The 23,592-nt window shown below is 50.2% G+C and carries 36 protein-coding genes and 1 pseudogene; 1 reads left to right on the forward strand and 36 read right to left on the reverse strand.

Annotated features, from left to right (window positions below; genetic code table 11):
- Positions 1 to 5: 5 nt before the first annotated feature.
- From C7J97_RS06600 to C7J97_RS06690, 19 genes and pseudogenes are all read right to left on the reverse strand, one after another.
- Positions 6 to 638 carry an L-2-amino-thiazoline-4-carboxylic acid hydrolase gene (locus C7J97_RS06600; RefSeq protein ID WP_113992368.1) on the reverse strand — a complete coding sequence of 211 codons (633 nt, stop codon included), beginning with the start codon at positions 636 to 638 and terminating at the stop codon, positions 6 to 8.
- The gene (locus tag C7J97_RS06605; RefSeq protein ID WP_113992369.1) at positions 635 to 1,561 is read right to left on the reverse strand and encodes a ketopantoate reductase family protein; all 927 of its coding nucleotides are present in this window, start codon (positions 1,559 to 1,561) and stop codon (positions 635 to 637) included. The genes C7J97_RS06600 and C7J97_RS06605 overlap by 4 nt, the downstream gene beginning before the upstream one ends.
- Positions 1,558 to 1,722, reverse strand: a pseudogene (locus C7J97_RS15360) (class I SAM-dependent methyltransferase); the annotation flags it as partial. The pseudogene C7J97_RS15360 and the gene C7J97_RS06605, both read right to left, overlap by 4 nt.
- Before the next feature lie 87 nt (positions 1,723 to 1,809).
- The gene (locus C7J97_RS06615) at positions 1,810 to 2,526 is read right to left on the reverse strand and encodes an L-2-amino-thiazoline-4-carboxylic acid hydrolase (protein ID WP_113992370.1); all 717 of its coding nucleotides are present in this window, start codon (positions 2,524 to 2,526) and stop codon (positions 1,810 to 1,812) included.
- Complete coding sequence (locus C7J97_RS06620) at positions 2,523 to 3,386, reverse strand: MBL fold metallo-hydrolase (protein WP_097785021.1); 864 nt, start codon at positions 3,384 to 3,386, stop codon at positions 2,523 to 2,525. Before C7J97_RS06620 ends, C7J97_RS06615 begins: the two co-directional genes overlap by 4 nt.
- 9 nt (positions 3,387 to 3,395) lie before the next feature.
- Complete coding sequence (locus tag C7J97_RS06625) at positions 3,396 to 4,004, reverse strand: class I SAM-dependent methyltransferase (protein ID WP_113992371.1); 609 nt, start codon at positions 4,002 to 4,004, stop codon at positions 3,396 to 3,398.
- 1 nt (position 4,005) lies between these two features.
- Positions 4,006 to 4,620 (reverse strand): class I SAM-dependent methyltransferase, encoded by a 615-nt coding sequence (locus tag C7J97_RS06630; protein WP_015536943.1) that lies wholly within the window; start codon positions 4,618 to 4,620, stop codon positions 4,006 to 4,008.
- Positions 4,621 to 5,076: 456 nt separating this feature from the next.
- The gene (locus C7J97_RS06635) at positions 5,077 to 5,298 is read right to left on the reverse strand and encodes a hypothetical protein (protein WP_113992372.1); all 222 of its coding nucleotides are present in this window, start codon (positions 5,296 to 5,298) and stop codon (positions 5,077 to 5,079) included.
- A gap of 138 nt (positions 5,299 to 5,436) precedes the next feature.
- A complete protein-coding gene (locus C7J97_RS06640; RefSeq protein ID WP_005922551.1) occupies positions 5,437 to 5,949 on the reverse strand; it encodes an NAD(+) diphosphatase in 513 nt (170 codons plus the stop codon).
- A gap of 2 nt (positions 5,950 to 5,951) precedes the next feature.
- Positions 5,952 to 6,443 (reverse strand): HD domain-containing protein, encoded by a 492-nt coding sequence (locus tag C7J97_RS06645; protein ID WP_005922554.1) that lies wholly within the window; start codon positions 6,441 to 6,443, stop codon positions 5,952 to 5,954.
- A gap of 52 nt (positions 6,444 to 6,495) precedes the next feature.
- Positions 6,496 to 6,756 (reverse strand): hypothetical protein, encoded by a 261-nt coding sequence (locus tag C7J97_RS06650; RefSeq protein ID WP_015536939.1) that lies wholly within the window; start codon positions 6,754 to 6,756, stop codon positions 6,496 to 6,498.
- A gap of 14 nt (positions 6,757 to 6,770) precedes the next feature.
- Positions 6,771 to 7,001, reverse strand: a complete 231-nt coding sequence (locus tag C7J97_RS06655; RefSeq protein ID WP_170126646.1) for a DUF554 family protein — start codon at positions 6,999 to 7,001, stop codon at positions 6,771 to 6,773.
- 26 nt (positions 7,002 to 7,027) lie between these two features.
- Positions 7,028 to 7,552: a peptide-methionine (S)-S-oxide reductase gene (locus C7J97_RS06660; RefSeq protein ID WP_242983457.1), complete on the reverse strand. Its 525-nt coding sequence runs from the start codon at positions 7,550 to 7,552 to the stop codon at positions 7,028 to 7,030.
- Positions 7,553 to 7,742: 190 nt separating this feature from the next.
- A complete protein-coding gene (locus tag C7J97_RS06665; protein WP_113992373.1) occupies positions 7,743 to 8,777 on the reverse strand; it encodes an alcohol dehydrogenase in 1,035 nt (344 codons plus the stop codon).
- 237 nt (positions 8,778 to 9,014) lie between these two features.
- Positions 9,015 to 9,479 carry an Hsp20/alpha crystallin family protein gene (locus tag C7J97_RS06670; RefSeq protein ID WP_113992374.1) on the reverse strand — a complete coding sequence of 155 codons (465 nt, stop codon included), beginning with the start codon at positions 9,477 to 9,479 and terminating at the stop codon, positions 9,015 to 9,017.
- A gap of 237 nt (positions 9,480 to 9,716) precedes the next feature.
- Complete coding sequence (locus C7J97_RS06675) at positions 9,717 to 10,052, reverse strand: pyridoxal-phosphate dependent enzyme (protein ID WP_113992375.1); 336 nt, start codon at positions 10,050 to 10,052, stop codon at positions 9,717 to 9,719.
- Between the two features lie 12 nt (positions 10,053 to 10,064).
- Entirely contained in the window at positions 10,065 to 10,889 is an 825-nt protein-coding gene (locus C7J97_RS06680) for a purine-nucleoside phosphorylase (protein WP_113992376.1), read from the reverse strand.
- Between the two features lie 165 nt (positions 10,890 to 11,054).
- Positions 11,055 to 11,213, reverse strand: coding sequence for a hypothetical protein (locus tag C7J97_RS06685; protein ID WP_242983463.1), 159 nt, complete (start codon positions 11,211 to 11,213; stop codon positions 11,055 to 11,057).
- Positions 11,214 to 11,264: 51 nt separating this feature from the next.
- Positions 11,265 to 13,064, reverse strand: a complete 1,800-nt coding sequence (locus C7J97_RS06690; RefSeq protein WP_113992377.1) for a DUF262 domain-containing protein — start codon at positions 13,062 to 13,064, stop codon at positions 11,265 to 11,267.
- A gap of 165 nt (positions 13,065 to 13,229) precedes the next feature.
- Here C7J97_RS06690 and C7J97_RS06695 point away from each other — a divergent pair, with 165 nt between their 5' ends.
- Positions 13,230 to 14,111 carry a DUF5131 family protein gene (locus tag C7J97_RS06695; protein WP_341458541.1) on the forward strand — a complete coding sequence of 294 codons (882 nt, stop codon included), beginning with the start codon at positions 13,230 to 13,232 and terminating at the stop codon, positions 14,109 to 14,111.
- 15 nt (positions 14,112 to 14,126) lie between these two features.
- On the opposite strand, the gene C7J97_RS06700 is transcribed toward C7J97_RS06695, so the two are convergent.
- The 17 genes from C7J97_RS06700 to C7J97_RS06775 all read right to left on the reverse strand — a co-directional run bounded on the left by C7J97_RS06700 (position 14,127) and on the right by C7J97_RS06775 (position 23,460).
- Positions 14,127 to 14,579 carry an aminoacyl-tRNA hydrolase gene (locus C7J97_RS06700; RefSeq protein WP_113992378.1) on the reverse strand — a complete coding sequence of 151 codons (453 nt, stop codon included), beginning with the start codon at positions 14,577 to 14,579 and terminating at the stop codon, positions 14,127 to 14,129.
- Between the two features lie 12 nt (positions 14,580 to 14,591).
- Positions 14,592 to 15,179: a pentapeptide repeat-containing protein gene (locus C7J97_RS06705; RefSeq protein ID WP_113992379.1), complete on the reverse strand. Its 588-nt coding sequence runs from the start codon at positions 15,177 to 15,179 to the stop codon at positions 14,592 to 14,594.
- A gap of 98 nt (positions 15,180 to 15,277) precedes the next feature.
- A complete protein-coding gene (locus C7J97_RS06710; RefSeq protein WP_113992380.1) occupies positions 15,278 to 15,739 on the reverse strand; it encodes a 2-thiouracil desulfurase family protein in 462 nt (153 codons plus the stop codon).
- Positions 15,740 to 16,035: 296 nt separating this feature from the next.
- Complete coding sequence (locus tag C7J97_RS06715; RefSeq protein ID WP_113992381.1) at positions 16,036 to 16,413, reverse strand: desulfoferrodoxin family protein; 378 nt, start codon at positions 16,411 to 16,413, stop codon at positions 16,036 to 16,038.
- 105 nt (positions 16,414 to 16,518) lie between these two features.
- Positions 16,519 to 17,244: a MerR family transcriptional regulator gene (locus C7J97_RS06720; RefSeq protein WP_113992382.1), complete on the reverse strand. Its 726-nt coding sequence runs from the start codon at positions 17,242 to 17,244 to the stop codon at positions 16,519 to 16,521.
- Between the two features lie 78 nt (positions 17,245 to 17,322).
- On the reverse strand, positions 17,323 to 17,988 hold the full coding sequence (gene sfsA, locus C7J97_RS06725; protein WP_113992383.1) for a DNA/RNA nuclease SfsA: 666 nt from the start codon (positions 17,986 to 17,988) through the stop codon (positions 17,323 to 17,325).
- 84 nt (positions 17,989 to 18,072) lie between these two features.
- Positions 18,073 to 18,600: an O-acetyl-ADP-ribose deacetylase gene (locus C7J97_RS06730; RefSeq protein ID WP_113992384.1), complete on the reverse strand. Its 528-nt coding sequence runs from the start codon at positions 18,598 to 18,600 to the stop codon at positions 18,073 to 18,075.
- Between the two features lie 10 nt (positions 18,601 to 18,610).
- On the reverse strand, positions 18,611 to 19,138 hold the full coding sequence (locus C7J97_RS06735; protein WP_113992385.1) for an isochorismatase family protein: 528 nt from the start codon (positions 19,136 to 19,138) through the stop codon (positions 18,611 to 18,613).
- A gap of 236 nt (positions 19,139 to 19,374) precedes the next feature.
- Positions 19,375 to 20,013 carry a YczE/YyaS/YitT family protein gene (locus C7J97_RS06740; protein ID WP_097771470.1) on the reverse strand — a complete coding sequence of 213 codons (639 nt, stop codon included), beginning with the start codon at positions 20,011 to 20,013 and terminating at the stop codon, positions 19,375 to 19,377.
- A 66-nt stretch (positions 20,014 to 20,079) separates the two neighbouring features.
- Positions 20,080 to 20,355: a GTP-binding protein gene (locus tag C7J97_RS06745; protein WP_113992386.1), complete on the reverse strand. Its 276-nt coding sequence runs from the start codon at positions 20,353 to 20,355 to the stop codon at positions 20,080 to 20,082.
- Positions 20,356 to 20,555: 200 nt separating this feature from the next.
- On the reverse strand, positions 20,556 to 20,864 hold the full coding sequence (locus tag C7J97_RS06750; protein ID WP_005921340.1) for an IS3 family transposase: 309 nt from the start codon (positions 20,862 to 20,864) through the stop codon (positions 20,556 to 20,558).
- On the reverse strand, positions 20,864 to 21,061 hold the full coding sequence (locus C7J97_RS06755; protein WP_097782520.1) for a hypothetical protein: 198 nt from the start codon (positions 21,059 to 21,061) through the stop codon (positions 20,864 to 20,866). Before C7J97_RS06755 ends, C7J97_RS06750 begins: the two co-directional genes overlap by 1 nt.
- 101 nt (positions 21,062 to 21,162) lie before the next feature.
- A complete protein-coding gene (locus C7J97_RS06760) occupies positions 21,163 to 22,071 on the reverse strand; it encodes a radical SAM mobile pair protein B (RefSeq protein WP_113992387.1) in 909 nt (302 codons plus the stop codon).
- Positions 22,059 to 22,748 carry a radical SAM mobile pair protein A gene (locus C7J97_RS06765; RefSeq protein ID WP_113992388.1) on the reverse strand — a complete coding sequence of 230 codons (690 nt, stop codon included), beginning with the start codon at positions 22,746 to 22,748 and terminating at the stop codon, positions 22,059 to 22,061. Before C7J97_RS06765 ends, C7J97_RS06760 begins: the two co-directional genes overlap by 13 nt.
- Positions 22,745 to 22,999, reverse strand: a complete 255-nt coding sequence (locus C7J97_RS15630; protein ID WP_455709115.1) for a MarR family winged helix-turn-helix transcriptional regulator — start codon at positions 22,997 to 22,999, stop codon at positions 22,745 to 22,747. The genes C7J97_RS06765 and C7J97_RS15630 overlap by 4 nt, the downstream gene beginning before the upstream one ends.
- A 9-nt stretch (positions 23,000 to 23,008) precedes the next feature.
- A complete protein-coding gene (locus C7J97_RS15635; RefSeq protein WP_455709114.1) occupies positions 23,009 to 23,182 on the reverse strand; it encodes a hypothetical protein in 174 nt (57 codons plus the stop codon).
- Positions 23,183 to 23,301: 119 nt separating this feature from the next.
- Positions 23,302 to 23,460, reverse strand: coding sequence for a hypothetical protein (locus C7J97_RS06775; protein ID WP_055186498.1), 159 nt, complete (start codon positions 23,458 to 23,460; stop codon positions 23,302 to 23,304).
- Positions 23,461 to 23,592 lie beyond the last annotated feature (132 nt).

Raw genomic sequence — 23,592 nt, forward strand, 5'->3', positions numbered from 1 at the left:
GTCCGTTACCCTTTCTTTTTGTACCCGCAGTCGCAGTAGGGTCCGCCGGAGGCAAGGGTATACTGCCGCACAAAATTTGTCACACCGCCCGCTTCGCTCATGGTGTAGTCCAGACGGCACAAAGCAGGGGTCAGGTCATATAGCCCCAGCTTTTTCATCAGCACACAGATGCCGCATTTTGTAAAGCGTCCCTCGTAGCCGCTGCCATCCGGGTATTCGTAAAACTCCATATTCCACGAGTAGGGGTTGCGGTCGGCGGCTTTCAGGGCGGCAGTGGCTTTCATGGCGGCTATATCCTTTGCGGTAAACTTGCTTTTTCCGCTCTTGCGGCAGAACCACTGCATGGGCTTTGTCATCATGGATCTTGCGTAGTAATCCGTCAGCCTGTCCACCTCTGGGCGTTGCGGCATGGAGAGAATGAACGCGCCGAGCATTGCGCAGTTGACGATGTTCATCTTGAAGCGGTCCGCTTTTTCAAACTCCGGCAGCCTGCGGATGATCTGCCGGTATTGTGGCTTTGCCTTTTTCGTGATGGCTCTTGCGGTGGCTGCATCATAGCCCAGCACAGCGGTCAGCTGCTTTTGAAAGGAGCCAGCAAACAGCACCCACATTCCCATGGGCATTCCGGCATACTTCATTGCAGATACCTCCCGGCTTCCGCTTCCAGTGCCTGCCATACCGGGTAGGCTGCGCCGTTCGCATCGAAAAATTTCTTAAGATCCCGGTTCAGCGCACTCATTTCGTCGATGGCGTTCATGGCATGGTCGGAGGCGCAGAGTTTTCCCAGCGAGGTGGCGCACATCAGCTTGAAAAAGCGCAGGCAGGTCTTGCGGTACTTTTCCCCTTCAAAGTCCGCATCCTCCTTGGGCAGAATGGCGTGCCCGGCATTTCTGATGGCGCGGTATCCCTCGATGTTTGCATCCAGCAGACGGTTCAGGTATGCAGTATCTCCCCTGAGCTTTTTCAGGTCGCCGTCTGTCTTATAGCAGGCGAAGGCCGCAGGCATCACAAACGCGGCATGGCAGAGCAGATAGTCCTCCATGTTCGGCTCGTAAACAACCTTATATTTTGTGCCGTGGAAGATGCGCCCGATCAACTGTTTATTGGAGGTTGCACCCGGCAGCTGCCCGATGGTGATCTTTTTCAGGTCGATGGAGACCACCCGGTCAGCCTCCCGATGCCCGGCAGAAAGCGCAAAGGCAAACAGGACGTTCTTTTCCGGCAGTACCGCCGCCAGTGCCCTCGCCTGCACATTGTTCCCCACAAAAACGATGTTCTTCGTCCGGTTCGCCCGCAGCGTGTCCAGAACGGAATCCAGCTGTGTATAGCGCAGGACCACAAAGATCACATCGTACATTGCATCCGGTGCAAGTTCAGTCACCACCGGAATGCGGCTGACCGAGGTGCAGGGTGAAAACTTATCCTTGATCCGCAGGCCGTTCTGCTTGATCTCCGCAGCCCAGTTTCCCCGCGCAAGCAGAGTGACATCCTTTCCGGCGCGCAGCAGATTTCTTGCCAGATTGCACCCCAGAACGCCTGCACCATATACCAGAATTTTCATAGCTTGCCTCCAAATCCGATCTTCACGATCTGCATTTTCATCCCGTTGTCCCCGACCTTGGCGAGAAATCGGAAAAAGCCGCTGACAGAAGGATCTTTCAAATCGTTGTACCCCAGCATATAGCCCCGGCTGGATACTTGCAAACGGCTGTCCCATGGGGTAAAGATGCACCATCCCAACAGCCCCCTTGCGGATGCCCACGGCGCAGATCAGAACCAGCAGAACTCCCAACCCAAGACCTTCCAGAATCACCTGTAAAAGCATTCCTTATTCCTCCTGTATCCGTTTTCATCCCGGTATTCGGGATGTTCCTTTACGTATGGATCCTTATCGCCGCAGATGGTATAGTCGCATCGGCAACCGTCCACGCAGGTGGTCGTCCGCACCAGCTTGGCATGGAGCAGTTCCATGGACGCATAGTCCACATTGCACAGGGCGGGCATAATGTCCGTAAATCCGAACCGCTTGGCAAATTCCGCCACCGGGCACGCCGTAAATTCATAATAAATAGGCTTGTCGGTTTCATAAGGCGCAACCGACATCTCGTAATCGTGCCATTTGTCGCAGCCGCTTTTCGCACGAACAAACGCCTTGTACATCAGCTTCCTCCAGAACGGTTTGTTGCAGTCCACAAATTTCAGCTTGCGGAAAGTTGGAAGAATCAGTTTTTCCTCCATCTCTTCAATTTCACGGAATGTGGTCACATCCCGGCACACATCGTAATAGCACATAATGGCGATGCAGTCGTAGGTGCCGCCTACGCCGTTGTGAAAATTCTTTTTACCGCCGAGGTCGGTGCGCCACTTGGAAAGAAGCTCTGCGTATCTCAGCTGCACCTGCTCCCAGACCACCTCGCGCTCCACCTCCGGATAGTGCAGAGTGATTTTCGCCAGAATTTCCTTTTTGCAGGGTTTGGAATATAGCACATGGCAGCTACGGTCAATTTGTAATTCACTGTCCTTCATCTTCCCACACCTTTCAGAAAACCGCTCTTTGCATTTTCTTCGGTGTCGTCCGATTCGTCGTAGGCATCATAGGGCGCCGATGGGTCGTGTACTCGTTTTTTGAATGGTGAACAGCTCTTGTCTTTGTGGGCAAACGCAAAGGCAAAATTGTCCGTCCATCCCGTGTGACCGGTGATGAAATATGGATGCAGCCCACGTGCGCGCAGTTTCCGCTCCAGCTCCGCCAGTGACTGCACAGCCAGCTTATTGTCCTCCGCCAGCGAGGAAATGAAGCTGTAGCCGCCGTCCGCGCCAAACCACAGCGTGTCGCCGGTAAAAAGGTATTTATCGTCAATGAGGTAGACCATATGTCCCCATGTATGGCCGGGAACCAGAAAACACTCGATCCTGACGCCGTCAATGTCAAGTACCTGCCCATCGTGCAGCAGTACCTTTTCGTTGTTGATCGTGACCTGCGGCAATTTATAGAGATGATAGATGACTTTTCGCCGCACCTCGCCGGTGAGATACCGGTTCTCGATCTCGCCGATGTACAGCTTCGCATTCCGGAACAGCCCCGGACTGTCTGCTTCCACCGCACCCACATGGTCGGTGTCCTGATGGGTGATAAGGATATGGTGTATCGACTTCGGATCAATCCCAAGCCAGCCCATTTTTTCGGCAAGGCGGTCGTAGTTATATCCCGCATCGACCATAATGGTCGTATCGCCTTTGCGGTAGAAGAAGATGTTCGCCACCCATTCGCGCACGCAGGCAACATTCTCGTCGATCCAGCCGGTGTTCAAAGGCTTGAAGATCTCCTTGCCTCGGTACATCCAGCTCATTGCTTTTCTTTGAAATTCCGTTGCCTTTTTCGACATGATCGCACCTCATTTCTGTGCTGTGATGCACAGCCAGCCCTTTTTATTTTTGTGGCTTTGGATCTGACAAAATCCTGCTTTTTCCAGATACTTTTTCAGTGCAGTATCCGTATAGATGGTCATGCCATCGATGATCTGCGTCCATTTGTCGTCTTTTGTCGTTTCGCCGTTTGCTTTGTTACAGATGAAAAAGATTCCGCCGGGCTTCAGCACCCGATAAATCTCTCTGAAATTCTGCGCAAGTTCCGGCCAGAAATAGACCGTTTCAAAGGCGGTCACCACATCAAACTGCTCCGCTTTAAACGGCAGTTCTGCCACACTTGCCTGTTGCACGGTACACCGTCTTGCCGCAATGGCTCTGGCATTGACTTTTCGCGCTTTTTCCACGCTGACGGCTGAGTAGTCGATGCCCTGCACCTTGCCGTTGGGGCACAGTTTCAACAGCGTTTTAATGTTCGCTCCACCGCCGCAGCCGCAGTCCAGCACCATGGCATCCGGGGCAGTCTGTAAAAAACTCAGCCCCCATTCTGCCATTGCGCTGTGTCCAAAGTTCATCATAGCAACCATGATCTTCCCGCCAAGGCCTACGGGCTTTCGGGTGTTTTCAAAGAAGGACATATCACACCTCCGATTTCACACATTCCGTATAGGTCAGCGGAAAAGAGGTCTTTAGAACAACACTTTTTCGCACTGTCCAATCATTCTGTTGCAGAAATTTTAGGTATTCTTCACTCGTCCACTTGCTGTGGAGAGGAAAGCCTGCCAGATTCATGAAAAAGGCTTTGATCTTACCGGGAAATGAGTTTTCTGCGTGCGTAAAGGTAGGCGCAATCAGCACACCGTCATCCTTCAGCACCCGTTTGATCTCTCGCAGTGATTTTTCTGGCTGAGGCACAATGTGCAGTGCGTTTGATACGATTACCACATCGAATGATTTGCTCGCGTATGGCAGAGAAAACATATCCTGCACGGAAAAACGCAGCTTCGCAGAGTAATTCCCCCGTTTGGCCTCTGCAATCATTTCCGGAGAGGCATCCGTCGCCTCGATGTGTGCCGCTGCTTTTACGATGTGCTTGGCGATCAGTCCCGTTCCGGTAGCCACCTCCAGCACTGTTTTGTCTTTCACGACCGGACGGATCAGCTCATACATTTTCTCGTATACTGCCCTGTCTTTTCGCATAAAGCAGTCATACAGACCTGCATTTCTGTCCCAGAAATTCTTGTGTTCTCGCATTGCTGTCTCTCCTTTTATAGTTAGTTTCATCTAACCAGCACGTGCACATTTACAAGTTAGGTTCGGCTAATTTCATGCATTTAGGAAAAGCCGCATTTCTGCGGCCTTTCGGCTTATACAAATAGCTTGCTGCAAGCATCACACATCTGCGCTTTCAGCCACTGAGGATAACACCTCTCGATCTACTCCTTATGGAAACAGCCAAAATCTATTTTCACACCATTGCGGTGACTTTTGCCTTCTTATCCATATTATATCGTGCTCACTTCTTTTTTGCAATGGTATAGTATAGTAAGTTTAACAAGAATCCTCCGATTTCGCGTCGGCCTCATAGGCGCACTTTAGTTGTCCTTGCAGGACTACCTACGGTTCGTTTTGACTTTTCAGTGTTCTATACAGCCGAATTTGGGCAAAAAAATACCCCGTTAGTTTCCCAACGAGACATCGAAGATGATTCTATTCTGTTTTCTGTATACCATTTGTTGAAATTTGCGCGAGGTTCGGCAGGTAAAACAGCTTATTTCCAGAAAAATCAGTCAACGGCAGAGGCTGCGCAAAGTTTTGCCGCAGCAATTCGGCAAATTCTTCGACGCTGACAGTCGAGTACTTGTATTCCATCCGATTGAGTTCAAACAAATACTTATCTGAAAGCATTTTGGCAAACTGTGCCCCATCCATTCTGTCCACCTCGCAGTTGATACTTATTGATACTATATAGTATCAATATACCGATTCTTTATAAAAAAGTCAACCGAAACAGGCCGAACCAACTTTTTTCCATACTTTCCGTCAAAATTCCCGTGACACAGCCACGAATCACATCTCCATCGGCTTATTCCCCACTTCGTCCAGATACGCATTCAAAAATTCCGCTGCAAGGCTGTTGGGACGGATGTTTTCTCTGGCTTCCTGTGGGGTGAACCACTTGCAGCGGTCCACTTCGTGGTTGATATGCAGCGCCTTTGCGGTTCTGACGAAAGCCGTAAAGTTGCACATCAGCGTGTTAGACGGCTCAAAAAACTTGGTACGGTTGAACCGGAGGTGCTCTACTTCCAACCCGGTTTCTTCCCGGACCTCCCGCACCACGGCGTGTTCTTCTGCCTCACCGCGGTTCACATATCCAGCCACCAGAATATAAGAGGGCTTGCCGTACTGCTGGATGAGCAGAATTTTCCCGGTTTCCTCATCCACAACAATCATGCTGACTGCCACATTGTACATCGGGAACCGGTATTGCTGGCATTTCGGGCAATAAGGCACAATGCCCTCTTCTTCCAGTTCTTTTTCAATCAATGCCGTACCGCATTCAAAGCAATGCTTCTGAATCATTTTTACACTCCAAACACTGTTTTCGTCAGCCGGATACCTGCGGCCGTCTTCATCGTATGTTCCATAAAGGTTCGGATTGCCTGCTGGTCGTACCCGCTTTCGGACGCATTGACGATATAATCTGCCTCAATCAGAATCTGATAGTCAATGCCGTCGATCTGCGCCGGACTATGGTGGTGCCCTACTAGATAGGCCACACGGTCGATCTGTTCTGCTGTCATGCCGGTATCCGCCAAGAACTCCCGCACCAGCGGGGCACCCTCCTGCTCCTGATATTTACCATTGGTGTTGCCGTACTTTTTGCGGCAGAGCGGGCAGGCGATATCGTGGGTGATGGCCGCCACCTCCAGAATAAACTGCGTGTCTGCGTCCAGCCCCTCCAGCTCACCAATGGTTTTGGCATAGGTCCACACGCAGCTCAGGTGCGTGATGTCATGGATATTCCCTTCGGAAAAGGCGATCATCTTTTCCATGATCTGTGCAATGGTCATCATTTGTTTCACCCCCGTTTTTAATACTTAAATGTTCACCTTGATAAACGCGAACTTATTCTTCAAATTTTTTATGACACTTTGGACATTCTTTAGGGATCGGCCTATAACCAACAAGCGAGCAACCGCAATAAGGACATTTCATCATGGTGAGATGATATACAATACCACCAACAACAACCATTGCACCGATTAGCAGGCATAGGTTTACTCTGTACTCCTTTGCCGTCATTGCTCCTATTACTGCGAGCAATATTCCTATCATCAAAATGATCCAAGAAATGGCAGCCTGCTTTTGTGGGCTATTGTTTTTCATATAATCACACCCCTCTACAAATTCCGATTCATAAAATCCCCGTCAGAAGAGCCACCGGTGTTCAAAGTTCCGTCTGGCCTAACCGTCAGTATCTTGGAGAGCGTTCCCGCCGCTCCCAGAAACACCACGGAAAAGCCCGTGGCTTTGATGATTGTATCCTGATAGCGCTCTTTCAGAAAGCGTTTGAACAGAATACCCAGCACACCGCCTATCACAATGGCCAGCGCATTGATGATCGTTCCCAATCCCCGCATTTTCGTTTTTCCTTTGCTTACTGATTCCTGTATTTGTTTAAGACTTCATCCGGGATATGACAGTAGCTGCAGTCTTCCGGGTACCGCTCCAGATGGTGCTGATGCCCCTCTGCACTCCGGACGTAATTCGTCAGCGGCAGCACTTCCACAACGATTTTATCCCGGTCCTTCCGGCTGTCAATAAAGGCTCTTGCTTCTTCCAGATGTCCGGGATTTGTGCTGTAAAGCCCCGTGCGATACTTTTTTCCAACATCAACGCCCTGTTTGTTCAGGCTGTACGGGTCGATGATTTCAAACAGATGCTCCATAAGCTCTGTAACACTGGTACATTTCTCATCAAAGACCACTTTAACGCACTCTGCGTATCCATCATACTGGCCGTCCAGCGTGTTTGTTGTTCCGTTGGCTCTCCCGGCTTCGGTTGTCCGTACACCGGGCACCGTGTCAAAAAAATGCTGGACGCCCCAAAGGCACCCGCCTGCAATGTATACCGTTTCCATACTCTTGACTTTCCTTCTTTTACTGGTACAGTTTGCATCCATGCTCTGTACTCCTTACGGTTTCCTTGCTAGCTGCAAATCGATTCATCATACCAACTCACAAAAAGTGCTTCCGCACCATTGCAGAGTAATTATCATATTGTTGAAAGCCATATCGCTCATAAAATGGGATCGTTTTATTGTTACAGCTCTCCGGAGCCACTTTATGTGCGTTGTGCCTTGGCGCAGACCGTCAGCACTCCACTGCCACCTTGATCACGCCGTCCCGTTTCTTTTCAAACAGCTCGTAGCCCTCTGCGATCCGGCGCAGGGGGTAGGTGTGGGTAATGAGCGGTTCGGTATCGATCTTGCCTTCTGCGATGAGACGCAGCGTTTCTTCACAATCGCAGCCGTCCACGCCGCCGGTCTTAAAGGTGAGGTTTTTGCCGTACATCTCCGGCAGCGGCAGAGTCTGCGCCTTATCGTACAGCGCCACCACCGTCACAACGGCGTTGGGTCTTGCGCACTCCCACGCCAGCCGGAAGGTAGTGTCCGCCCCTGCCACTTCCAGCACCACATCTGCCCCGCCGTGGTCGCTGTTGGCGCGCACAAAGGTGGCGCAGTCCTCCGGCTGCACCGTGAGCACCTGCGGGTAGTGCTGACGGATGAACTGCAACCGGTTCTCGTCCTTTTCGCACACGATGATGCGCTTGGGGCTGTGCAGCATGACGCACAGCAGCGTGCAGATGCCGGTCGGCCCTGCACCGAGGATCAGCACGGTATCCTCGGGGGTGATTTCCGAGATGCGTGCCGCCCAAAAGCCGGTGGCCAGCACATCGCCCACCAGCAGCGCCTGCCGATCGGTAACGCCGTCCGGGATCTTGTTCAGTCCCTGATCCGCAAAGGGCACCCGGACATACTCGGCCTGCCCGCCGTCGATGCGGCAGCCCAGCGCCCAGCCGCCGTTTTGATCGGTGCAGTTGTTCACAAAGCCTTTTTTGCAGAAAAAGCACTCTCCGCAGAAGGTCTCCACGTTCACCGTCACCCGGTCGCCGGGTTTCACATTGGTCACCGCACTGCCCACTTCTTCCACGATGCCCACCATCTCGTGCCCTACGGTGATGCCGGGCACCGCCCGGGGCACGCTGCCGTGCTTGATGTGCAGATCGCTGGAGCAGATGCTGGCAAGGGTCACCTTTACAATGGCGTCCCGCTCGTGCTGCAGCACCGGCTTTGGTTTTTCCATCAGGGCAAACGTCCCCTTTGAAACATAGGTATAGGTCAGCATCCTTTTTCCTCCATGCACTTTGATCTTTCCGAACGGAGTATACCGCAAAAGTCAGCCGCTGTCCCGGCTCACAGGATATAGTGAGGTACCTCCATAAATTCTGAAGTTGCTGTTCTCAGTATACCATGGTTTTCCCTTGCGGAAAAGATAGCGAAACAAAAATGCCCCCGGAGGGCTTATTGCGGCTCTCCGGGGGCATCTTATGTGCGTTGTGCTTTGGCGCACATGACCGGCGTTTTACTCGATTGCAATCAGATTCGGGTTCTCAGGCAAAGCCTTCGTCTGCTGAGGAGCAGGCAGCTCGATGTGCAGGACACCATCCTCGAACTTTGCGTGGATGTCTTCCTTCTTCACATCGCCCACGTAGAAACTGCGCGCGCAGGTGCCGGAGAAGGATTCGCGCCGCAGATAGCGGCCCTTCTTATCCTTTTCGTCGTTGCTGTGGCTGCGCACTGCCTGAATGGTCAGGTAGCCATCGTTCAGATCCATCTGAACGTCCTCCTTCTTGCAGCCCGGCAGGTCAACAGCTACTTCGTAGCCGTTGTCCGTCTGTTTGACATCGGTCTTCATCATGTTTGCACCGCGCTTACCAAAGGTATCACGAGCCTCACGGTTCATCATACGTTCCAGTGCAGCGTCATTCCAGAACGGATCGAAGAAATCATCGAACAGGTTTTCATGGAAAACAGTCGGCATAAACATAAAACATACCTCCAATCCCGGCGTTCGGGTCGGGGCAAAGACTTTGAAGCGTCCATTCGGAAAGGCTTTCCGGGGAGCCTTGCGGCTCTCCTTTTGCCCTTCCTCCTGAGCACGCCACTGTTATAGCACCGTTCATTAGCAGTGTCAATAGAAGAGTGCTAAAATTCATAAAAGAATAATACTTTCATAAAATCCCATGCAATCTTTTCAAAATTCAGTCGCATCATCGTGTTTTTATCATTTCTGCCGGTACATCGGCGTAGACAGATATTTCATGCCGTTGTCCGGGACGATGACCACGATGTTCTTTCCCTGATTCTTCGGTCTGCGGCCCACCTGCACCGCTGCGTGCAAAACCGCTGCTGCCGATGTGCCCAGAAACAGTCCTTCCGCCCGCAGCACCTCATGGGCCGTTTCGTAGGCTTCCTCGGTGCGGACATTGATGCATGCATCGCTCCAGTCTGGCCGCAGATAGTCGGAAAGTGCGCTTTCCGGCACATCATACGCCGGCAAAACGCCATCTATGATCTGCGCACAATCGTAGTTGAGGGAACCAAACGAAAGGATTTTCATGGTATATCTTTTTTACTCCATTCTCTGAATCACCGCACCCAGCCATCGGCACAGGGTATCGCCTGCCTGATTTGCGATCTCCAGCACGCGGGCGTGGCTATGCTTGACCGTCTGGATGCCGGTGGCCATGTTAGTGATGCAGCTGACAGCCAGTACCTTCATGCCCATGTAGTTGCAGACCATGGTTTCCGGCACGGTGCTCATGCCCACGGCATCGGCTCCCATCCCCGCAAAGGCGCGAATTTCAGCCGCCGTTTCATAGCAAGGGCCCATAAAGCCCATGTAAACGCCCTCCTTGTAGGCAATGCCCAGTTCATCGGCGGTCTGCTTGGCAAGGTTCCGCAGTTCCAGACTGTAAGGTTCGGTCATGTCCGGGAAGCGGGGGCCGAAGCGCTCATCGTTGGGGCCAATGAGGGGGTTCGTGCCCATCATGTTGATGAAGTCGGTAATGAGCATCAGGGTGCCCGGCGCAAACTCCCGGTTGATGCCGCCGCAGGCGTTGGTCAACACCACCTTTTCCACGCCCAACAGCTTGAACACATAGAACGGGTAGCAGACTTCCTTCATGGAGTAGCCCTCATAGAAATGGAAGCGGCCTTCCATGGCGTAGACTTCCGTGTCCCCCAGCTTGCCAGCCAACAATGCACCTTTGTGTCCTGCCACCGTGGATACCGGGAAGTTGGGGATATCCTTGTAGGACAGTTCTTCCGTGTCCGTAAAGTCCGCGGTCAGCTTGCCAAGGCCGGAGCCCAGCACCACCGCGATCTTCGGGCGCTTTTTCGTGTGCGTCTTGATATATTCCACACTTTCCAGTGCCTTTTCATAAAGATGTTCCATACCGTTCTCTCCTTTTCCCAAAAAATTCGATATACTCTCTGGGTTCAGTATATCGGATTTTTCAGGCCGATGCAAGACACCCTCCATCGAGTCTTATTAAAAACCAAGGAGCAGATACTTCACATCACGAGTGTGTTGTATCTGCTCCTTGGTTCTCCGAATGTCTTATCTCTGGCCGATGTTCCACCGAAACAGCTCATATCCTACCCGGATATTCTCCGGCAGACGTTTCAAAGTCTCGTCCCGCAGTTCCTGCGGCATCCCGTAAAAAGCTTCGGCAATGCCGCCGGTGAAGCAGGCAAGGGTGTCGCTGTCGCCGCCCAGAGAAACTGCATTGCGAAGTGCATCCCTTTATATCAAGTTTCGCCTTTGAAATCAGAGAGAATCATAGTATTGATGTATTTTCTCGGCCATCAGTTCCCGACGCCTTTGTAGAAAATCCTGATAGTCGCCAATCTCCATGCTTTCAAATCCGTCTGGAATACAATTCTGTTTAAGATTTTCAGCCAGCCTATCTTGTTCTATGATTCCACCATAAACAGGCTTTTTCGTATTGCATTGCCCTATCACTTCAGTCATATAGTGGGCTGGCGAACTATCTTTAATTTTAATGTTGATTTCCTGTTGAATAAAAGCATAATTCGCAATTTGATTGTATTGTGCTTGCACAATTCCATTTTTTATCAAGTAATTTTTCGGGAACAAATGGTGAATATCGCCTCTGTTTTCCAACATGGACTCAATATCAATTTCCATCGACAAAAAGCCTTTATCGTGTGCCTTGACCTGTGCCACAAGGAACATATTAAAATATGGACTGCTCGCAACCGATGTGTTCAGCCGTTGAACAAGATTTACCTTCCAGTACGCCTCAGATAATTCGCCCGCCTCTGTGATATTCAGGTACTGCATCGGATCATCATAAGCAAAGAATCTCTTAATGTCGTAATCAAATGCAGACTCTGGCGAGCCAGAAGAATATCTTCCCGTCAAAATAGACAAAGCCAGCCACTTGCGTACAATCTTTTCGATTTGATTACTATCCACTTTTCGTTCACGAAGTGCAAGAAAAAGCGCATAGCCAAAGTTCAAAACATTTTGTGAACGAATCAGCGATTTTTTCACAATTCCCGCTGAGCGCACAATCATCAAATACCGTTCGTAATTTGTCTGATTCACCGCTTGCAGAACTGCCTCATGTAATTGATTGAACGACCTTTCTTCTATTTCGATCTTAAATTCACGCGTTTCAAAATCTCGGCCTGAAAGCAAGCTAACCAAATCTGCTAGCTTTCCTCGCTTGAATTTATATGTAAATGCAACACGAAGAATATCCGTATAACATGTGCGATAAATCGTTGCATTCTTTGCAGCTGCCCACTTTATAGCTTCGAATTCCGGTCTCGCCGCAAATTCAGCATCATTTTTCTTGATTTCTTTCAAATCCTCCGGAGACTCCAACAAATGACAGAAGTAATCAATCGTTTTTCGGGTCACATTTCCATTATATATTTCATTCGAAGAAATCTTAGACATTGCAAAATCTGCTTGCGACAGAACCACACCCTTAGAATTGATTCGAATAAAAATTTCCGTTACACTGTCAATATCCAAATCTTCTGCCAGCGTAATAACACCAATGCTATTATTTTGTATTGCCCTCAACCGATTGATTGTGTCATTGATTTCCTGTGCTTTGTCCATAATTCCGTTTTTCTGGCAATATTCCATCACAAAAGAAAAAGAACCAAAGGACACATCCAGCACTTTTGCAATATCCGGAATCCATTTACTGCTTTTTTGATTTGCGGAATTTGCCACTTCAAATATTTCGTCAATGGGGTTAAACGCAATACAGACCCGTTTCCATTTATAGTGGCTGTCTAAAACCTCCTGTCCCACAATTGCAGCCGCCATAGCAGTAATACGCTGTTGCCCGTCGATCAGAACTTTTTTCCCTATTGCAACTGTTCCGTCTTTCAACTTTACACTTGGATTTTGCCATACGATAATATATCCGACCGGAAAGCCCTTATAGAGCGAATCCATCAAATCACGCACTTGCGTTGCGTCCCATACAAATGGACGTTGCATTTCCGGAATCGCAATATTACCGGATTTTATATCCGCCAAAAGCACATCCACCGTATAATTATTCACGCTATATCGTGCCATAGTCAAATTCCCTTCTATTGTATCATCCTGGAATTCTATCTAAAGTTGTTTTCATACAAAGCGTTATTAAATTTTATTTAATCTTATCACATCCGGCGGGGCGGTGCAAGGGGTGCTCTTGTTTCCTGTCCGCGCAGCTATTATAATAATAGGTACCGAAAGAAGGTGAGCTTCCTGCACGACATCTGGAATCCATGGCACGGCTGCGTCAAGTGCAGCGAGGGCTGCCAGAACTGCTACATGTATTTTCTCGACCGGATGCGGGACCAGAACGGGGCCGAGATCTACAAAACGAAAAGCGGCTTTTCCTACCCGCTCCAGAAAGACCGCACCGGACACTACAAAATCCAGAGTGGTGAGCAGATCCGGGTCTGCATGACCTCGGACTTCTTCTTGGAAGAAGCCGACCCGTGGCGGGTTGAGGCGTGGGACATCATGCGCCAGCGCAGCGATGTGGTGTTTTTTCTGCTCACCAAACGGCCGCAGCGGGTACGGGAGTGCCTACCGCCGGACTGGGGCAGCGGTTGGGACAACATCTTTTTCAACGTCACCTGTGAAAATCAGCGCCGCGCCGATGAGCGCATCCCCATCCTGTTTGACCTGCCCTTCAAGCACAAGGGCATTATGTGCGCGCCCTTCATCGGACCGGTGAGTATCCGGCAGTACCTTACCGCCGGGCAGATCGAACAAGTCATCTGCGGCGGCGAAAACTATGATGGTGCCCGCCCCTGCAATTTTGATTGGGTCAAATCGCTCCGGCAGGAATGCGTGGATGCCAACGTAACATTCTGCTTTATCGAGACCGGCACTGTGTTCATCAAGGACGGCAGGCGCTACCACCTGCCAAACAAGCAACTGCAAAGCCGGATGGCTTATAAATCCGGTATGAACTTTCAGGGAAGTCCCATCCGTTTTGACCTCGTGGACGACTGGGGCTACCCCATCCCGCAGGAAGATCTCTATGTGCCCCATTTCCGCGCAAACTGCGAGACCTGTGGCAGCAAGTTGATCTGCAACGGCTGCAGTGACTGTGGAAAATGCTTATAAAATAAAGGAGTTCTATCAATACAAATGGAACTTATGGCTGATCTGGTGTGCAATTTCGTCCGGCAGCGGACGGAACCCAATGCAGGTCAGGGTCATGCCTTCTCCGTTTTCATCAAACTCTTCCGGCTTCAGCTCGGTGTGGCAGGCATCCCGGATAAGGAAGAAGTCTTTGTTTTCCACCAGTCCCAATTCCTCGGCAATGGTCTTTGCTTTCAGCAGTTGATTGCGGTTCTTTGCCCCGCAGATAGTTTTGGTAAAAGAACCATCGAACCATTCTTCATAAGTTGCCTTATCCAACATGATTTCTGCCCGATAGCCGGTAATTTCTCCGTCTTTCTCAATGGGTTTCACGCCCTGTCCCATGCCGATGGGGTCGGTGAGGAATGCCAGCGAAGCGTGGCAGCACTGCGCCGCCAGCTTACCGGGAGACATCTGCAGATCTTTTCGTGCAATGATGAGTTGACGCATTTTTTCTCCTTCTTACGACAGTTTGATCTTCAAATCTGCCAGCAGATTCACCGCTTCCGGCAGGGAAAATTTCGCATCCTTCAGGCGGCTACCCAGAATGTCCACCTTATAACCGGCGGCATCCCGGAAATCCGCCTTGCGCAGGTCACACTGGTAGAACTCCGTTTCGTGAAGTTCTACACCCTTGAAATTCGCCAGCTGCATCTCGCATTTGGCAAACATGGAGCCGACAATTTCGTTGCCGTCCGAAAAGTCGAAGCGGTTAAAGTTCATTTCGGTGAAGGTGTTATATTTCAGACTGCACTCTTTCAGCGTGTGGATAGGGTCCGGGAAGGCACCGTTGGACATCAGCGGTGCCCACTCGATTTCATTCAGGCGGCAGTCCTCAAAATCCAGCGACTGCACCGAGGAATGGGTACTGCGCAGACCTGTGATCTCACACCGCACGAATTTGCACTCATTCAGCGTGGTATGATCCAGTTCGCATTTGGTAAAGGAGCAATCCACAAACACGCAGTCGGTAAAGTCGCAGTCCTCAAAAGTCTCCTCGGTGAACGACAGGTCAGCAAACCGTTCACCTTCACAATAACGCTCTGTCATAAAATTCTCCTGTCAGCGCAGTTCTTCCAACAAGGCCGTGCAGCCTTCCAGCTCTTTCCTGCCGTATTGCAGCAGCGTACCGTCAATATCGCTGCAAATCAGTTTGATTGACATTTTCCGTCCTCATTTTTCAAGATAATTTTAGGCAATTCCCCGGCATCCAGAACACGGATGCCTTCGTCCATCAGCATCTTGGCAAAAACACCCTGTCCGGGAATCTTTGTCCCGGAAAACGTTCCGTCGTAGATTTCCTTCACGCCGCAGCTGGGGCTGCGGGATTGCAGGATGGCAAGCTCCACCCCATTTTCTTTTGCGATGGCAAGGGCCTTGGCTGCGCCCGCTCGGAACTCCCGGTCCACATTGATGCCCTCTTTGTTCGTGACAACGCCCTGCACGATTTCCGCCGGGCACCGCGGTGTGGGCAGGCCGCCCAAAACCTCCGGGCAGACCGGAACCACCTGATGCCCCCGCGCAAAATCACAGACCGCCTGATTGTAATTGTTTCCGCCGCTGTATTTGCAGTTTTCGCTCAGCAGGCAGGCGCTGACCAGAATCTTCATTGTTGCGCGCTCCGTTTTTCAGATACTGAATCTTTTACCTATTCTACCACGCTTTTGGGCATTGAAAAAGAGGATTCTGCTTTTTCCTATCCCCATACCGGGAGGTCCGCCGTAATCTTTTCTAATTCCTGTGCAAGAAACGTCAGTCTTTCCCTCAGATGGTTGTTATGCGGTGCATCTCCGTTCAGCAGATATCCATCCCATTTATACACAGTTCCGAACCAAAAGAACCGCATAATGTTCTCATCAAAAAACAGGGAGTGACATCAAATCACTCCCCGTTTGCATTGATTGTATCAGAGTTTCGTCATCCAGAGCCCATGCAGATTGCAGTATGCGTAAACGGCCACCGGCTTTTCACTGCCCAGTTCAAAAACAGCTTTGGGTGCCTGCCCCAGATTCAGATAGCGGATCTGTCCGCCGTTCTCAGTCTCCACAAAAATCCACTGAATATAGTGAACATCCGCCATGGGGTGCTCCACCGCGCCCACTGTGACCGTGAGACGACTGCCGGAAAGCTCTGCCACCGGCAGATGCTTCTCGCCGCTGGCTTCCACCGTATTGGGAACCAGCTCTTTCATTTTCTCCCCGCAGCAGACCAGCGGAACGCCTGCGTTATGGATGGTAGTGACGAGGTTGCCACAGTGATTGCAGATGTAAAACTTTGCCTTCATATCGAAATCCTCCATCGGAATGTTATCGGTGTGTTTCTTGTGTCTATATGATAACATTTCCTATTTATGATTTCTGTGACTGAATCACGCAAAGCGTTTTTGGGCTCACTTGCAATAAATCTCAATGGCTTTCTGCGCAAATTCTGCGGCACCGGCACCGCCGGCAGCATTGATGTTTTCCGTAAATGCTCCGCCTGCCCCATACATCTGCCCCAGCTGATTCAGGATCACCTTGGAACAGTTATAGTAGTGCTCTGTGATAAACTCCTGCAGCTTCTTCACCTGTGCCTGCACTTCAGAGTCCGCCGGGTCTTTGCTCTGCATCCCGCCGAATGCCGCCACGATGTCCATCAGTTGACTGCTCATGTCCTTGACCTCTTTCTCGGTCTTATGGGCAGTTTTTTCCTCAAACTCTTTGTATTCCGGCGTTTCGCCCCATTCCTTTTGGGCCTGCTCGGTATACTTCTTGATCTTCTGCGTATCAAATGCGGTAAAGTCCATAACCATTCCTCCTGTGGATCGAATTTTCTGCGCAAGGCCAATCAGATCTTCAAGATGCTGCTTTTTCAATGTCAGAAGTGTGATCTGCTGTTCCAGTGCTTTCTGCCGGTCAAAAGCAGGATTCTCCACGATTTTCTGGATGTCCTTCAGCGGAAATTCCAGTTCCCGGAACAATAAGATCTGCTGCAAACGTTCCAGCGCGGCATCGTCATACAGCCGATAGCCTGCTTCGGTACGGCCCGCCGCGCGCAGCAGACCGATTTTATCGTAATATTGCAGGGTCCGGATGCTCACTCCGGTCCGCTTGCTCACTTCGTTCACCGTCATCATCTTGCTGTCCTCCCTTGCGACAGCCACAGTATACGCTATGACGCTGCGTCAGGGTCAAGAGGTTTTCTGAAAAATTTTTCAGCCTTCCCTCTGCTCCACGATTTCCAAGCTATCCCGCCCTACATGGCAGAGCAGAAACAGCACCCGCACACCTGCGGCCTTTGCTTCGGCCAGTGCCGTACCAAACTCCGGCTGTGTGCTGACATTTGGCCGCACCTCGGTGATGCCTTCCATCTGAATCACAAAGGCCACGGCGCACCGATACCCTGCCTGCTGTGCCTGCGCCAGCTCGTGCAGGTGCTTCACGCCGCGCTCGGTAGGTGCATCCGGGAAGTAGCCGATACCGTCCACTTCCAGTGTGCAGCCCTTGACTTCCATCAGATACTTTTGCTCGCCCTTTTCCATATAAAAGTCGATGCGGGACTTGCCATAGGTGAATTCCGGCTTGATATAGTCGTAGCCCTGTTTTGCAAGCCACTCTCCTACTACCTTGTTGGGTGCCTGACTGTCCATGTTGACCCAACCAAGCCCCTGCTTATGTACCGCCACAAGGCCGTATTTTGTTTTGCGTTTCGGGTTATCCGACACTTCCAGCCGAACCGCCGTGCCGGGCAGCAATAGCTCTTTGCACCGCCCGGTGTTCTTGACATGGACGGTTTCCACTGCTCCATTCACTTCTACATGGGCAATAAAGCGGTTGGGACGGTCAACAAAAATGCCGTCTACGATTTCTCTGTATTTCAATCTTTACTCCATTTTCAGTACAGGATTCGGGAGCCATGCCCATCCTGTTTACCAAGATACAGTTCCACGACCATCCTGCCGCTTTCACTGTTGCAGAGTTCTTGCCTGATACACCCGCTCCGTCCGGGCATCGAAGCAGCAGAGAATCACCTGCATGGCGTAATCCGCGTGATCTTCCAGCCACTGTGCCACTGTTTTGACTGCAATCTCTGTGGCATCCTCCAGCGGGTAGCCATACACGCCGGTCGAAATTGCCGGGAACGCAATGCTATGGACATCATGCTCTTTGGCAAGGTTCAGCGAATTGCGGTAGCAGTCCGCCAGCTGCGCGGCATCCTCTGCTGTGCCGGAATATATCGGGCCTACCGTATGAATGATGTACTTTGCTTTCAACCGGTATCCCTTGGTGATTTTTGCTTCTCCGGTGCGGCAGCCGTGCAGCGTGCGGCACTCCGCCAACAGTTCCAGCCCTGCTGCCCGGTGGATGGCACCATCCACACCGCCGCCACCCAGCAGACTGCGATTGGCCGCATTTACGATGCAGTCACAGTCCAGTTTGGTAATATCACCCTGCACCACTTGAATCTGATTTTTTACTTTTTCAGAAATCATTGTAAACACCTCACTTTTTGAGCAGCACCAGCGCCTTGTCCATGGGCACACAATCGGCATAGCGGTCCGGCCAGAGGAATTCATTGTAATAGTGGTAGCTCTGCTCCCCCGTCATGTACTCGTTGTCCTGCGTGGAATTTGCATAGGCAGGAACGATCATGTGCAGACCATGCTCAAAGCCCGCCTCCACCGTTGCATTGATGCAGAAGTCCGTCATGATGCCGCAGACCATCACATCTTTTTCGCCCTTTTCCGTCAGATATTCCAGCAGGCCGCTCTCTTTTTTGAACGCACTGCATACGGTTTTGACGAACCGTTTTTCAGTCAGCAGCGGTGCAAACCCGGAATAGACCTCAAATTCATCGTCTCCGATGGAAAAGCCTGTACCGGGCCCATCGTCATGCTGGACATAGACGACCTCGATTCCCTGTTCGCGGGCAGTCCGGATCAATTCCCTGATGTTGCTGACAAACTTTTCAAACGCGTACAGGCGTTCATCCACGATACCTTTTTGTGTATCCACAATCAGTAAAACCATGTGTAAGCCCTCCTGTTTTTCTTTGAGTTCATGCTATCATAGATCGCCGTTTTCTACAAGCAGATTCGAAAAATTTACTTCTTCCAAAGCCTGTCTGATGGGTTTGTTATGGCTCCCCATCGCCGCAGCAGTCCACAGGCGGTTTTGAAAGATAAATCTCCTTCATTTTCATTTTCTGCTTAACGGCAGCAATAAAAAAGACCCCCGCAGCGTATGAGTTGACGCCGCGGGGTTTCTCAATTGTTCGGTTTGTATTGCAGCACCTTCTGGGAGAACGTCCGATCGAAGAACTGGATGAAGGGCCCAAGGCAGAACGCACAGATCAAGGTGCCAAGGCCCACAAGGCCACCCAGCAGCCAGCACAGCAGGGCGCTGAGCGCATCGGTGAAGATGCGGCACCCGAAGTACGGGCAGGGTGTGTAGTCCCGCAGACCGAGGGAAAGGTAATCGTAGGGCGCAATGCCGAGGTCGGCGGTCTGGTAGAGCGAAGCGCCCAGCGCCGTGACCAGCACCGCCGCGATGACCCACGCCAACTGCACCGCCAGCGACGGCGCGTCGCCGAAGTGGGCGTGAATGGGGTCATAGAACGCCGTGACGATGTACCCGATGCAGATGCCGTTGACGAAGGTGCCAAGGCCGATGTACTTGCGCCCGAACCAGAATTCCAACAGGAAAAACAGGATGTTCGTGCACAGGTTCTGGGTGCCCAGCGAGATGCCGAGCAGCTCCGCCAGCCGCATGTTCAGGGCGCTGATGGAGTCGTTGCCGAGGTGGGACTGCTTGAAAAGCGCAATGCCAAGGGCGATGATGACGATGCCCGCCACCATGCCCACCACCCGCCGGGCAGTCGGTTTGCGCAATGCGGTGCCGTTCATAGGGGATTCTCCTTTAGCGTTTCTTTTCCCCTATTATACGCCTACTTTGGGCGTGAGACAAACTATTTATGGAAAGATACAACGATATACGGGGGATCCGCCTTGCCCCTTTAATCTCACCTCAATCCGTTCTTTCTCCAGCCCCTCCCCGATCACGATGAGCACTTCCTGCCCCTTGTGGATAGCGTTTGCCGTCAGGCCGTCGGCGGTGGCGTTCAGCTCCACCCAGCCGTTCTCGTCCTGTACGAAGCCTTTCGCCCGCAGCACATGGCCGCACGCGGGGTCGGTGAAGAGGGCCGGGATATTCTGTTCGAGCTGCTGGCACGAGAGGCCCAGCTCCAAAAAGTAGGCCGAACCAAAGGCCCTATGCGGTTGGCGTTACCCGCTTCTAATTATAGCAAAAGGAGGTTCTTTTTCTACCGTTTCAACGCTACGGCTCTTTTCTTCCACAAGCATAGCTTGTGGTTTTCTCTATGAATAAGAGCGGGGCCTTGCAAATGATATGTACCCGGTTTTCTGGACACCGGTTCAAAATTGAATAATTAAGTTTCCATCATGGATGCTTCCCTGAATTTAGAGGGAGGCATCCATTTTGTTTTCGCTTGGATCCTGCTGTTATTGTAATAGTCGATATAATCAGCAATAGCTTTGGAGAATACTTCAAAGGAAGGATAATCTTTCTCAAAACCATAGAACATTTCATTTTTCAATCTACCAAAGAAGGTCTCCATAATACAGTTGTCATAGCAGTTACCTTTTCTGGACATGGATTGAATGATTCCGTGTTTCTGAAGTTCATTGCGGTAGAATGCGTGCTGGTATTTATCCTTTGGTAATCTCCAGATAAACACTAATCTCCATGATTGTTACCATTGAAGGAATACATTTGCGACGATCTTCGGGCATAGATCATCAGCTGATCCGGGTAACTGTATTTGTACAGCCGTGCCGCTGTGATCAGAAATTCTGCCCAGTGCTCCCACTGTCGCGAAAAGCTGTCTGCCGTTTTGCAGGCAAGTGCAAGATATTCTTCGGTTTTGTTTGGCATTTGAAGCCTCCTTTCGGTTTCAGGGTACAAAAAGAGCGGGCAGCCGTTTCATCGTTGCCCGCAGAGGTATGGAATGATTTACTTATTTGATAAACTGGAAGTTAGCGATTTCTTTTTCCGGTATTCTCTGTCCCACGGATTTCCTCATGATAGAAATAATCTACGATCACCGGATGCCCCTGCGGGACTCTGCCATAAGGCATTTCATTATCCACAAAGGGACAATCATACTTCTTAGCCATTTCCGCAGCTTTTACTTCAAGTGCTTCAAAGTAGCTGCGGTTATGCTTGTTATAGATCTCATCGTAAAGTGGCACAAGATCAGGCTGTTTTTCGGCGATATAATCCATAATTGTCTTTTTGAAGCCGCCCCGAAGATTAAGGTTTTCGAGCCAGAACAGATCGCACTGATCCTTTACCCGCTCAAAGATGGCTTCAAAGTCCGTGATACCGGGAAATACCGGGGATACGAAACAGACTGTACGGATACCTGCTTCATATACCTGCTTCATAGCAGCGATACGGCGCTCAATGCTCGAAGCAGAGTCCATATCGTTCTTGAAATTTTCATCCAGTGTGTTGATCGACCATGAAACAGTTACACGTCCAAGCTTCTTCAGCAGATCAATATCCCGTACCACAAGATCCGACTTTGTGCAGATCAGGATATCTGCGTTACTGCCGATCAGCTGCTCCAGAAGTTTTCTGGTATTCCCGAATTGCTCCTCCTGTGGATTGTAGCCATCTGTCACAGAACCGATGACCACCCGCTGTCCGGCATATTTCTTCGGATTTTTAATTTCCGGCCAATGCTTCACATCAAGGAAAGTGCCCCATTCCTCCGTGTGTCCGGTAAAGCGCTTCATAAAAGAAGCATAGCAATACTTGCAGGCATGTGTACAGCCCACATAGGGATTGACCGAGTAACCGCCTACCGGCAGACTAGACTTAGTCATGATGTTCTTTGTTTCCACCTCACGAATGAGGATTCCATTTATTACTTCTTCCATGATTTCTGTACCTCTAACACTTTATTAAATTCTTCTGGCATTTCCTGAATCATATTTTCATCCCCTATGATAGGGACAAGGTCTTCCTTCATAAACACCGGAATGCCGAGCTTATGTGCCTGGTCCGCCAGAGACCATGCCCATTCCAGCTCCGTATGAATCTTCCTGCTCTGAGCTCCGGTCATGGTGCCGACAACGATCCAATTGATTCCGGAAAGGTCAACTGTGCCGGGATCGTCGAATAACGGTTCAAAGGTAACATGGTAATGTTTTGCTCTGACGTTTTTCCGAAGGGCGTCGATACGCCACAGTTCTGCTTTCCTCGTCACCGTAACGCCAAACCATGCGTTTTCCAGATCGGTATCAAAATCCAGCAGATCAGGTCGCTTGGTCAGAAACAGAAACTGATGCTGTGGATTTTCACGGATCTTTGCAAATACCTCGTCTCTCCATTCCGGCTTCCATCCGGAGAGATCGCTCATGCCGGTAAGAAGAAAGTTCTGCGGACGTTTCTTTTCCATCATCTTGAGCTTACCCGGAAAGAATTCAGGGTCAGCGAAGTCATCAATCATATGCCAGCGTTTCACATTATTGTGGGCATAGCAATATGCACACCCCACTGTGCAGCCGATGACGATATTCATGTTCTGAATCTGATCTTTGATACAAATACTCATGATTCCTGCCAACCCTCAAGATTTTTTCTGATACGGTCGAGGTATTCCTCAAACTGGGCAATTTCTTCTTCTGAAAAACCTTTGTAGTAAATACTTCCCATCTCGTTAGATACAGAATCGTACTCGCCCTTTAAGGAATGTGCTTTCTCAGTCAGAAACAAGAGTGTTTTCCTTTTATCCGTTTCAGACTGAACACGTCTTATCAGCCCTTGATTTTCCATTTTTTCCAGCATCGTCGTAAGAGATGTTATCGCTAATCCTCATTTGACCGAGAGTGACCTGATTGGGATACCATCCTCCTGCCACAGCACATAAAGAATACGCCCTTGGGCTCCATTAAACGCATCAATATTCTTTTCACTGAGAATCTTCTCGAAAATCCGGTCTCCAAGCTGTTTTATTTTGGTGACAAGAAATCCTCCATTCATTTCCATGCAAAAACTCCTATATAGTAGTTTATTAAAAACATACTATATAGGAGTTTTATTGTCAAGATTTTATATGTCTTAATAGGTAAATTCCGTTTTTTTCAATTCTCCAAACTGGAATTGTCTTACTTCTTGTCATTGAAGTAGATGATAAAAGCACCCATTACTGCAATAGCAATGAGCAATCCAAACTCAACCCAATTACCTAAAAGTTCAAGTCCTACGACCATACCTAAATAACCAACAATCAATGTAACGATTGCTGCCAAAATCGCTTTACCCATATAATCACACTCCTTTGTCAAATTCCGAGTTATCCCCCTCAGTATACCACGCTTTTCCCCTGCAGAAAAGCTGCTGCGCACAAAAGGCTTCTCCGGCAACTATCCGCGCCCCGGCTCATACAATCTAACAAC

Source organism: Faecalibacterium prausnitzii (assembly GCF_003324185.1).
In the GTDB taxonomy this organism is placed as follows: Bacteria; Bacillota; Clostridia; order Oscillospirales; family Ruminococcaceae; genus Faecalibacterium; species Faecalibacterium prausnitzii.

Excerpts from the sequence above, each read along its gene's own strand:
- C7J97_RS06600 (WP_113992368.1), bottom strand. The coding sequence starts at position 638 with ATGAAGTATGCCGGAATGCCCATGGGAATGTGGGTGCTGTTTGCTGGC.
- C7J97_RS06605 (WP_113992369.1), bottom strand. The coding sequence starts at position 1,561 with ATGAAAATTCTGGTATATGGTGCAGGCGTTCTGGGGTGCAATCTGGCA.
- C7J97_RS06615 (WP_113992370.1), bottom strand. The coding sequence starts at position 2,526 with ATGAAGGACAGTGAATTACAAATTGACCGTAGCTGCCATGTGCTATAT.
- C7J97_RS06620 (WP_097785021.1), bottom strand. The coding sequence starts at position 3,386 with ATGTCGAAAAAGGCAACGGAATTTCAAAGAAAAGCAATGAGCTGGATG.
- C7J97_RS06625 (WP_113992371.1), bottom strand. The coding sequence starts at position 4,004 with ATGTCCTTCTTTGAAAACACCCGAAAGCCCGTAGGCCTTGGCGGGAAG.
- C7J97_RS06630 (WP_015536943.1), bottom strand. The coding sequence starts at position 4,620 with ATGCGAGAACACAAGAATTTCTGGGACAGAAATGCAGGTCTGTATGAC.
- C7J97_RS06635 (WP_113992372.1), bottom strand. The coding sequence starts at position 5,298 with ATGGATGGGGCACAGTTTGCCAAAATGCTTTCAGATAAGTATTTGTTT.
- C7J97_RS06640 (WP_005922551.1), bottom strand. The coding sequence starts at position 5,949 with ATGATTCAGAAGCATTGCTTTGAATGCGGTACGGCATTGATTGAAAAA.
- C7J97_RS06645 (WP_005922554.1), bottom strand. The coding sequence starts at position 6,443 with ATGATGACCATTGCACAGATCATGGAAAAGATGATCGCCTTTTCCGAA.
- C7J97_RS06650 (WP_015536939.1), bottom strand. The coding sequence starts at position 6,756 with ATGAAAAACAATAGCCCACAAAAGCAGGCTGCCATTTCTTGGATCATT.
- C7J97_RS06660 (WP_242983457.1), bottom strand. The coding sequence starts at position 7,552 with ATGGATGCAAACTGTACCAGTAAAAGAAGGAAAGTCAAGAGTATGGAA.
- C7J97_RS06665 (WP_113992373.1), bottom strand. The coding sequence starts at position 8,777 with ATGCTGACCTATACCTATGTTTCAAAGGGGACGTTTGCCCTGATGGAA.
- C7J97_RS06670 (WP_113992374.1), bottom strand. The coding sequence starts at position 9,479 with ATGTTTATGCCGACTGTTTTCCATGAAAACCTGTTCGATGATTTCTTC.
- C7J97_RS06675 (WP_113992375.1), bottom strand. The coding sequence starts at position 10,052 with ATGAAAATCCTTTCGTTTGGTTCCCTCAACTACGATTGTGCGCAGATC.
- C7J97_RS06680 (WP_113992376.1), bottom strand. The coding sequence starts at position 10,889 with ATGGAACATCTTTATGAAAAGGCACTGGAAAGTGTGGAATATATCAAG.
- C7J97_RS06690 (WP_113992377.1), bottom strand. The coding sequence starts at position 13,064 with ATGGCACGATATAGCGTGAATAATTATACGGTGGATGTGCTTTTGGCG.
- C7J97_RS06700 (WP_113992378.1), bottom strand. The coding sequence starts at position 14,579 with ATGCGTCAACTCATCATTGCACGAAAAGATCTGCAGATGTCTCCCGGT.
- C7J97_RS06705 (WP_113992379.1), bottom strand. The coding sequence starts at position 15,179 with ATGACAGAGCGTTATTGTGAAGGTGAACGGTTTGCTGACCTGTCGTTC.
- C7J97_RS06710 (WP_113992380.1), bottom strand. The coding sequence starts at position 15,739 with ATGAAGATTCTGGTCAGCGCCTGCCTGCTGAGCGAAAACTGCAAATAC.
- C7J97_RS06715 (WP_113992381.1), bottom strand. The coding sequence starts at position 16,413 with ATGAAGGCAAAGTTTTACATCTGCAATCACTGTGGCAACCTCGTCACT.
- C7J97_RS06720 (WP_113992382.1), bottom strand. The coding sequence starts at position 17,244 with ATGATGACGGTGAACGAAGTGAGCAAGCGGACCGGAGTGAGCATCCGG.
- C7J97_RS06730 (WP_113992384.1), bottom strand. The coding sequence starts at position 18,600 with ATGATTTCTGAAAAAGTAAAAAATCAGATTCAAGTGGTGCAGGGTGAT.
- C7J97_RS06735 (WP_113992385.1), bottom strand. The coding sequence starts at position 19,138 with ATGGTTTTACTGATTGTGGATACACAAAAAGGTATCGTGGATGAACGC.
- C7J97_RS06740 (WP_097771470.1), bottom strand. The coding sequence starts at position 20,013 with ATGAACGGCACCGCATTGCGCAAACCGACTGCCCGGCGGGTGGTGGGC.
- C7J97_RS06755 (WP_097782520.1), bottom strand. The coding sequence starts at position 21,061 with ATGCCAAACAAAACCGAAGAATATCTTGCACTTGCCTGCAAAACGGCA.
- C7J97_RS06760 (WP_113992387.1), bottom strand. The coding sequence starts at position 22,071 with ATGGAAGAAGTAATAAATGGAATCCTCATTCGTGAGGTGGAAACAAAG.
- C7J97_RS06765 (WP_113992388.1), bottom strand. The coding sequence starts at position 22,748 with ATGAGTATTTGTATCAAAGATCAGATTCAGAACATGAATATCGTCATC.
- C7J97_RS15635 (WP_455709114.1), bottom strand. The coding sequence starts at position 23,182 with ATGGAAATGAATGGAGGATTTCTTGTCACCAAAATAAAACAGCTTGGA.
- C7J97_RS06775 (WP_055186498.1), bottom strand. The coding sequence starts at position 23,460 with ATGGGTAAAGCGATTTTGGCAGCAATCGTTACATTGATTGTTGGTTAT.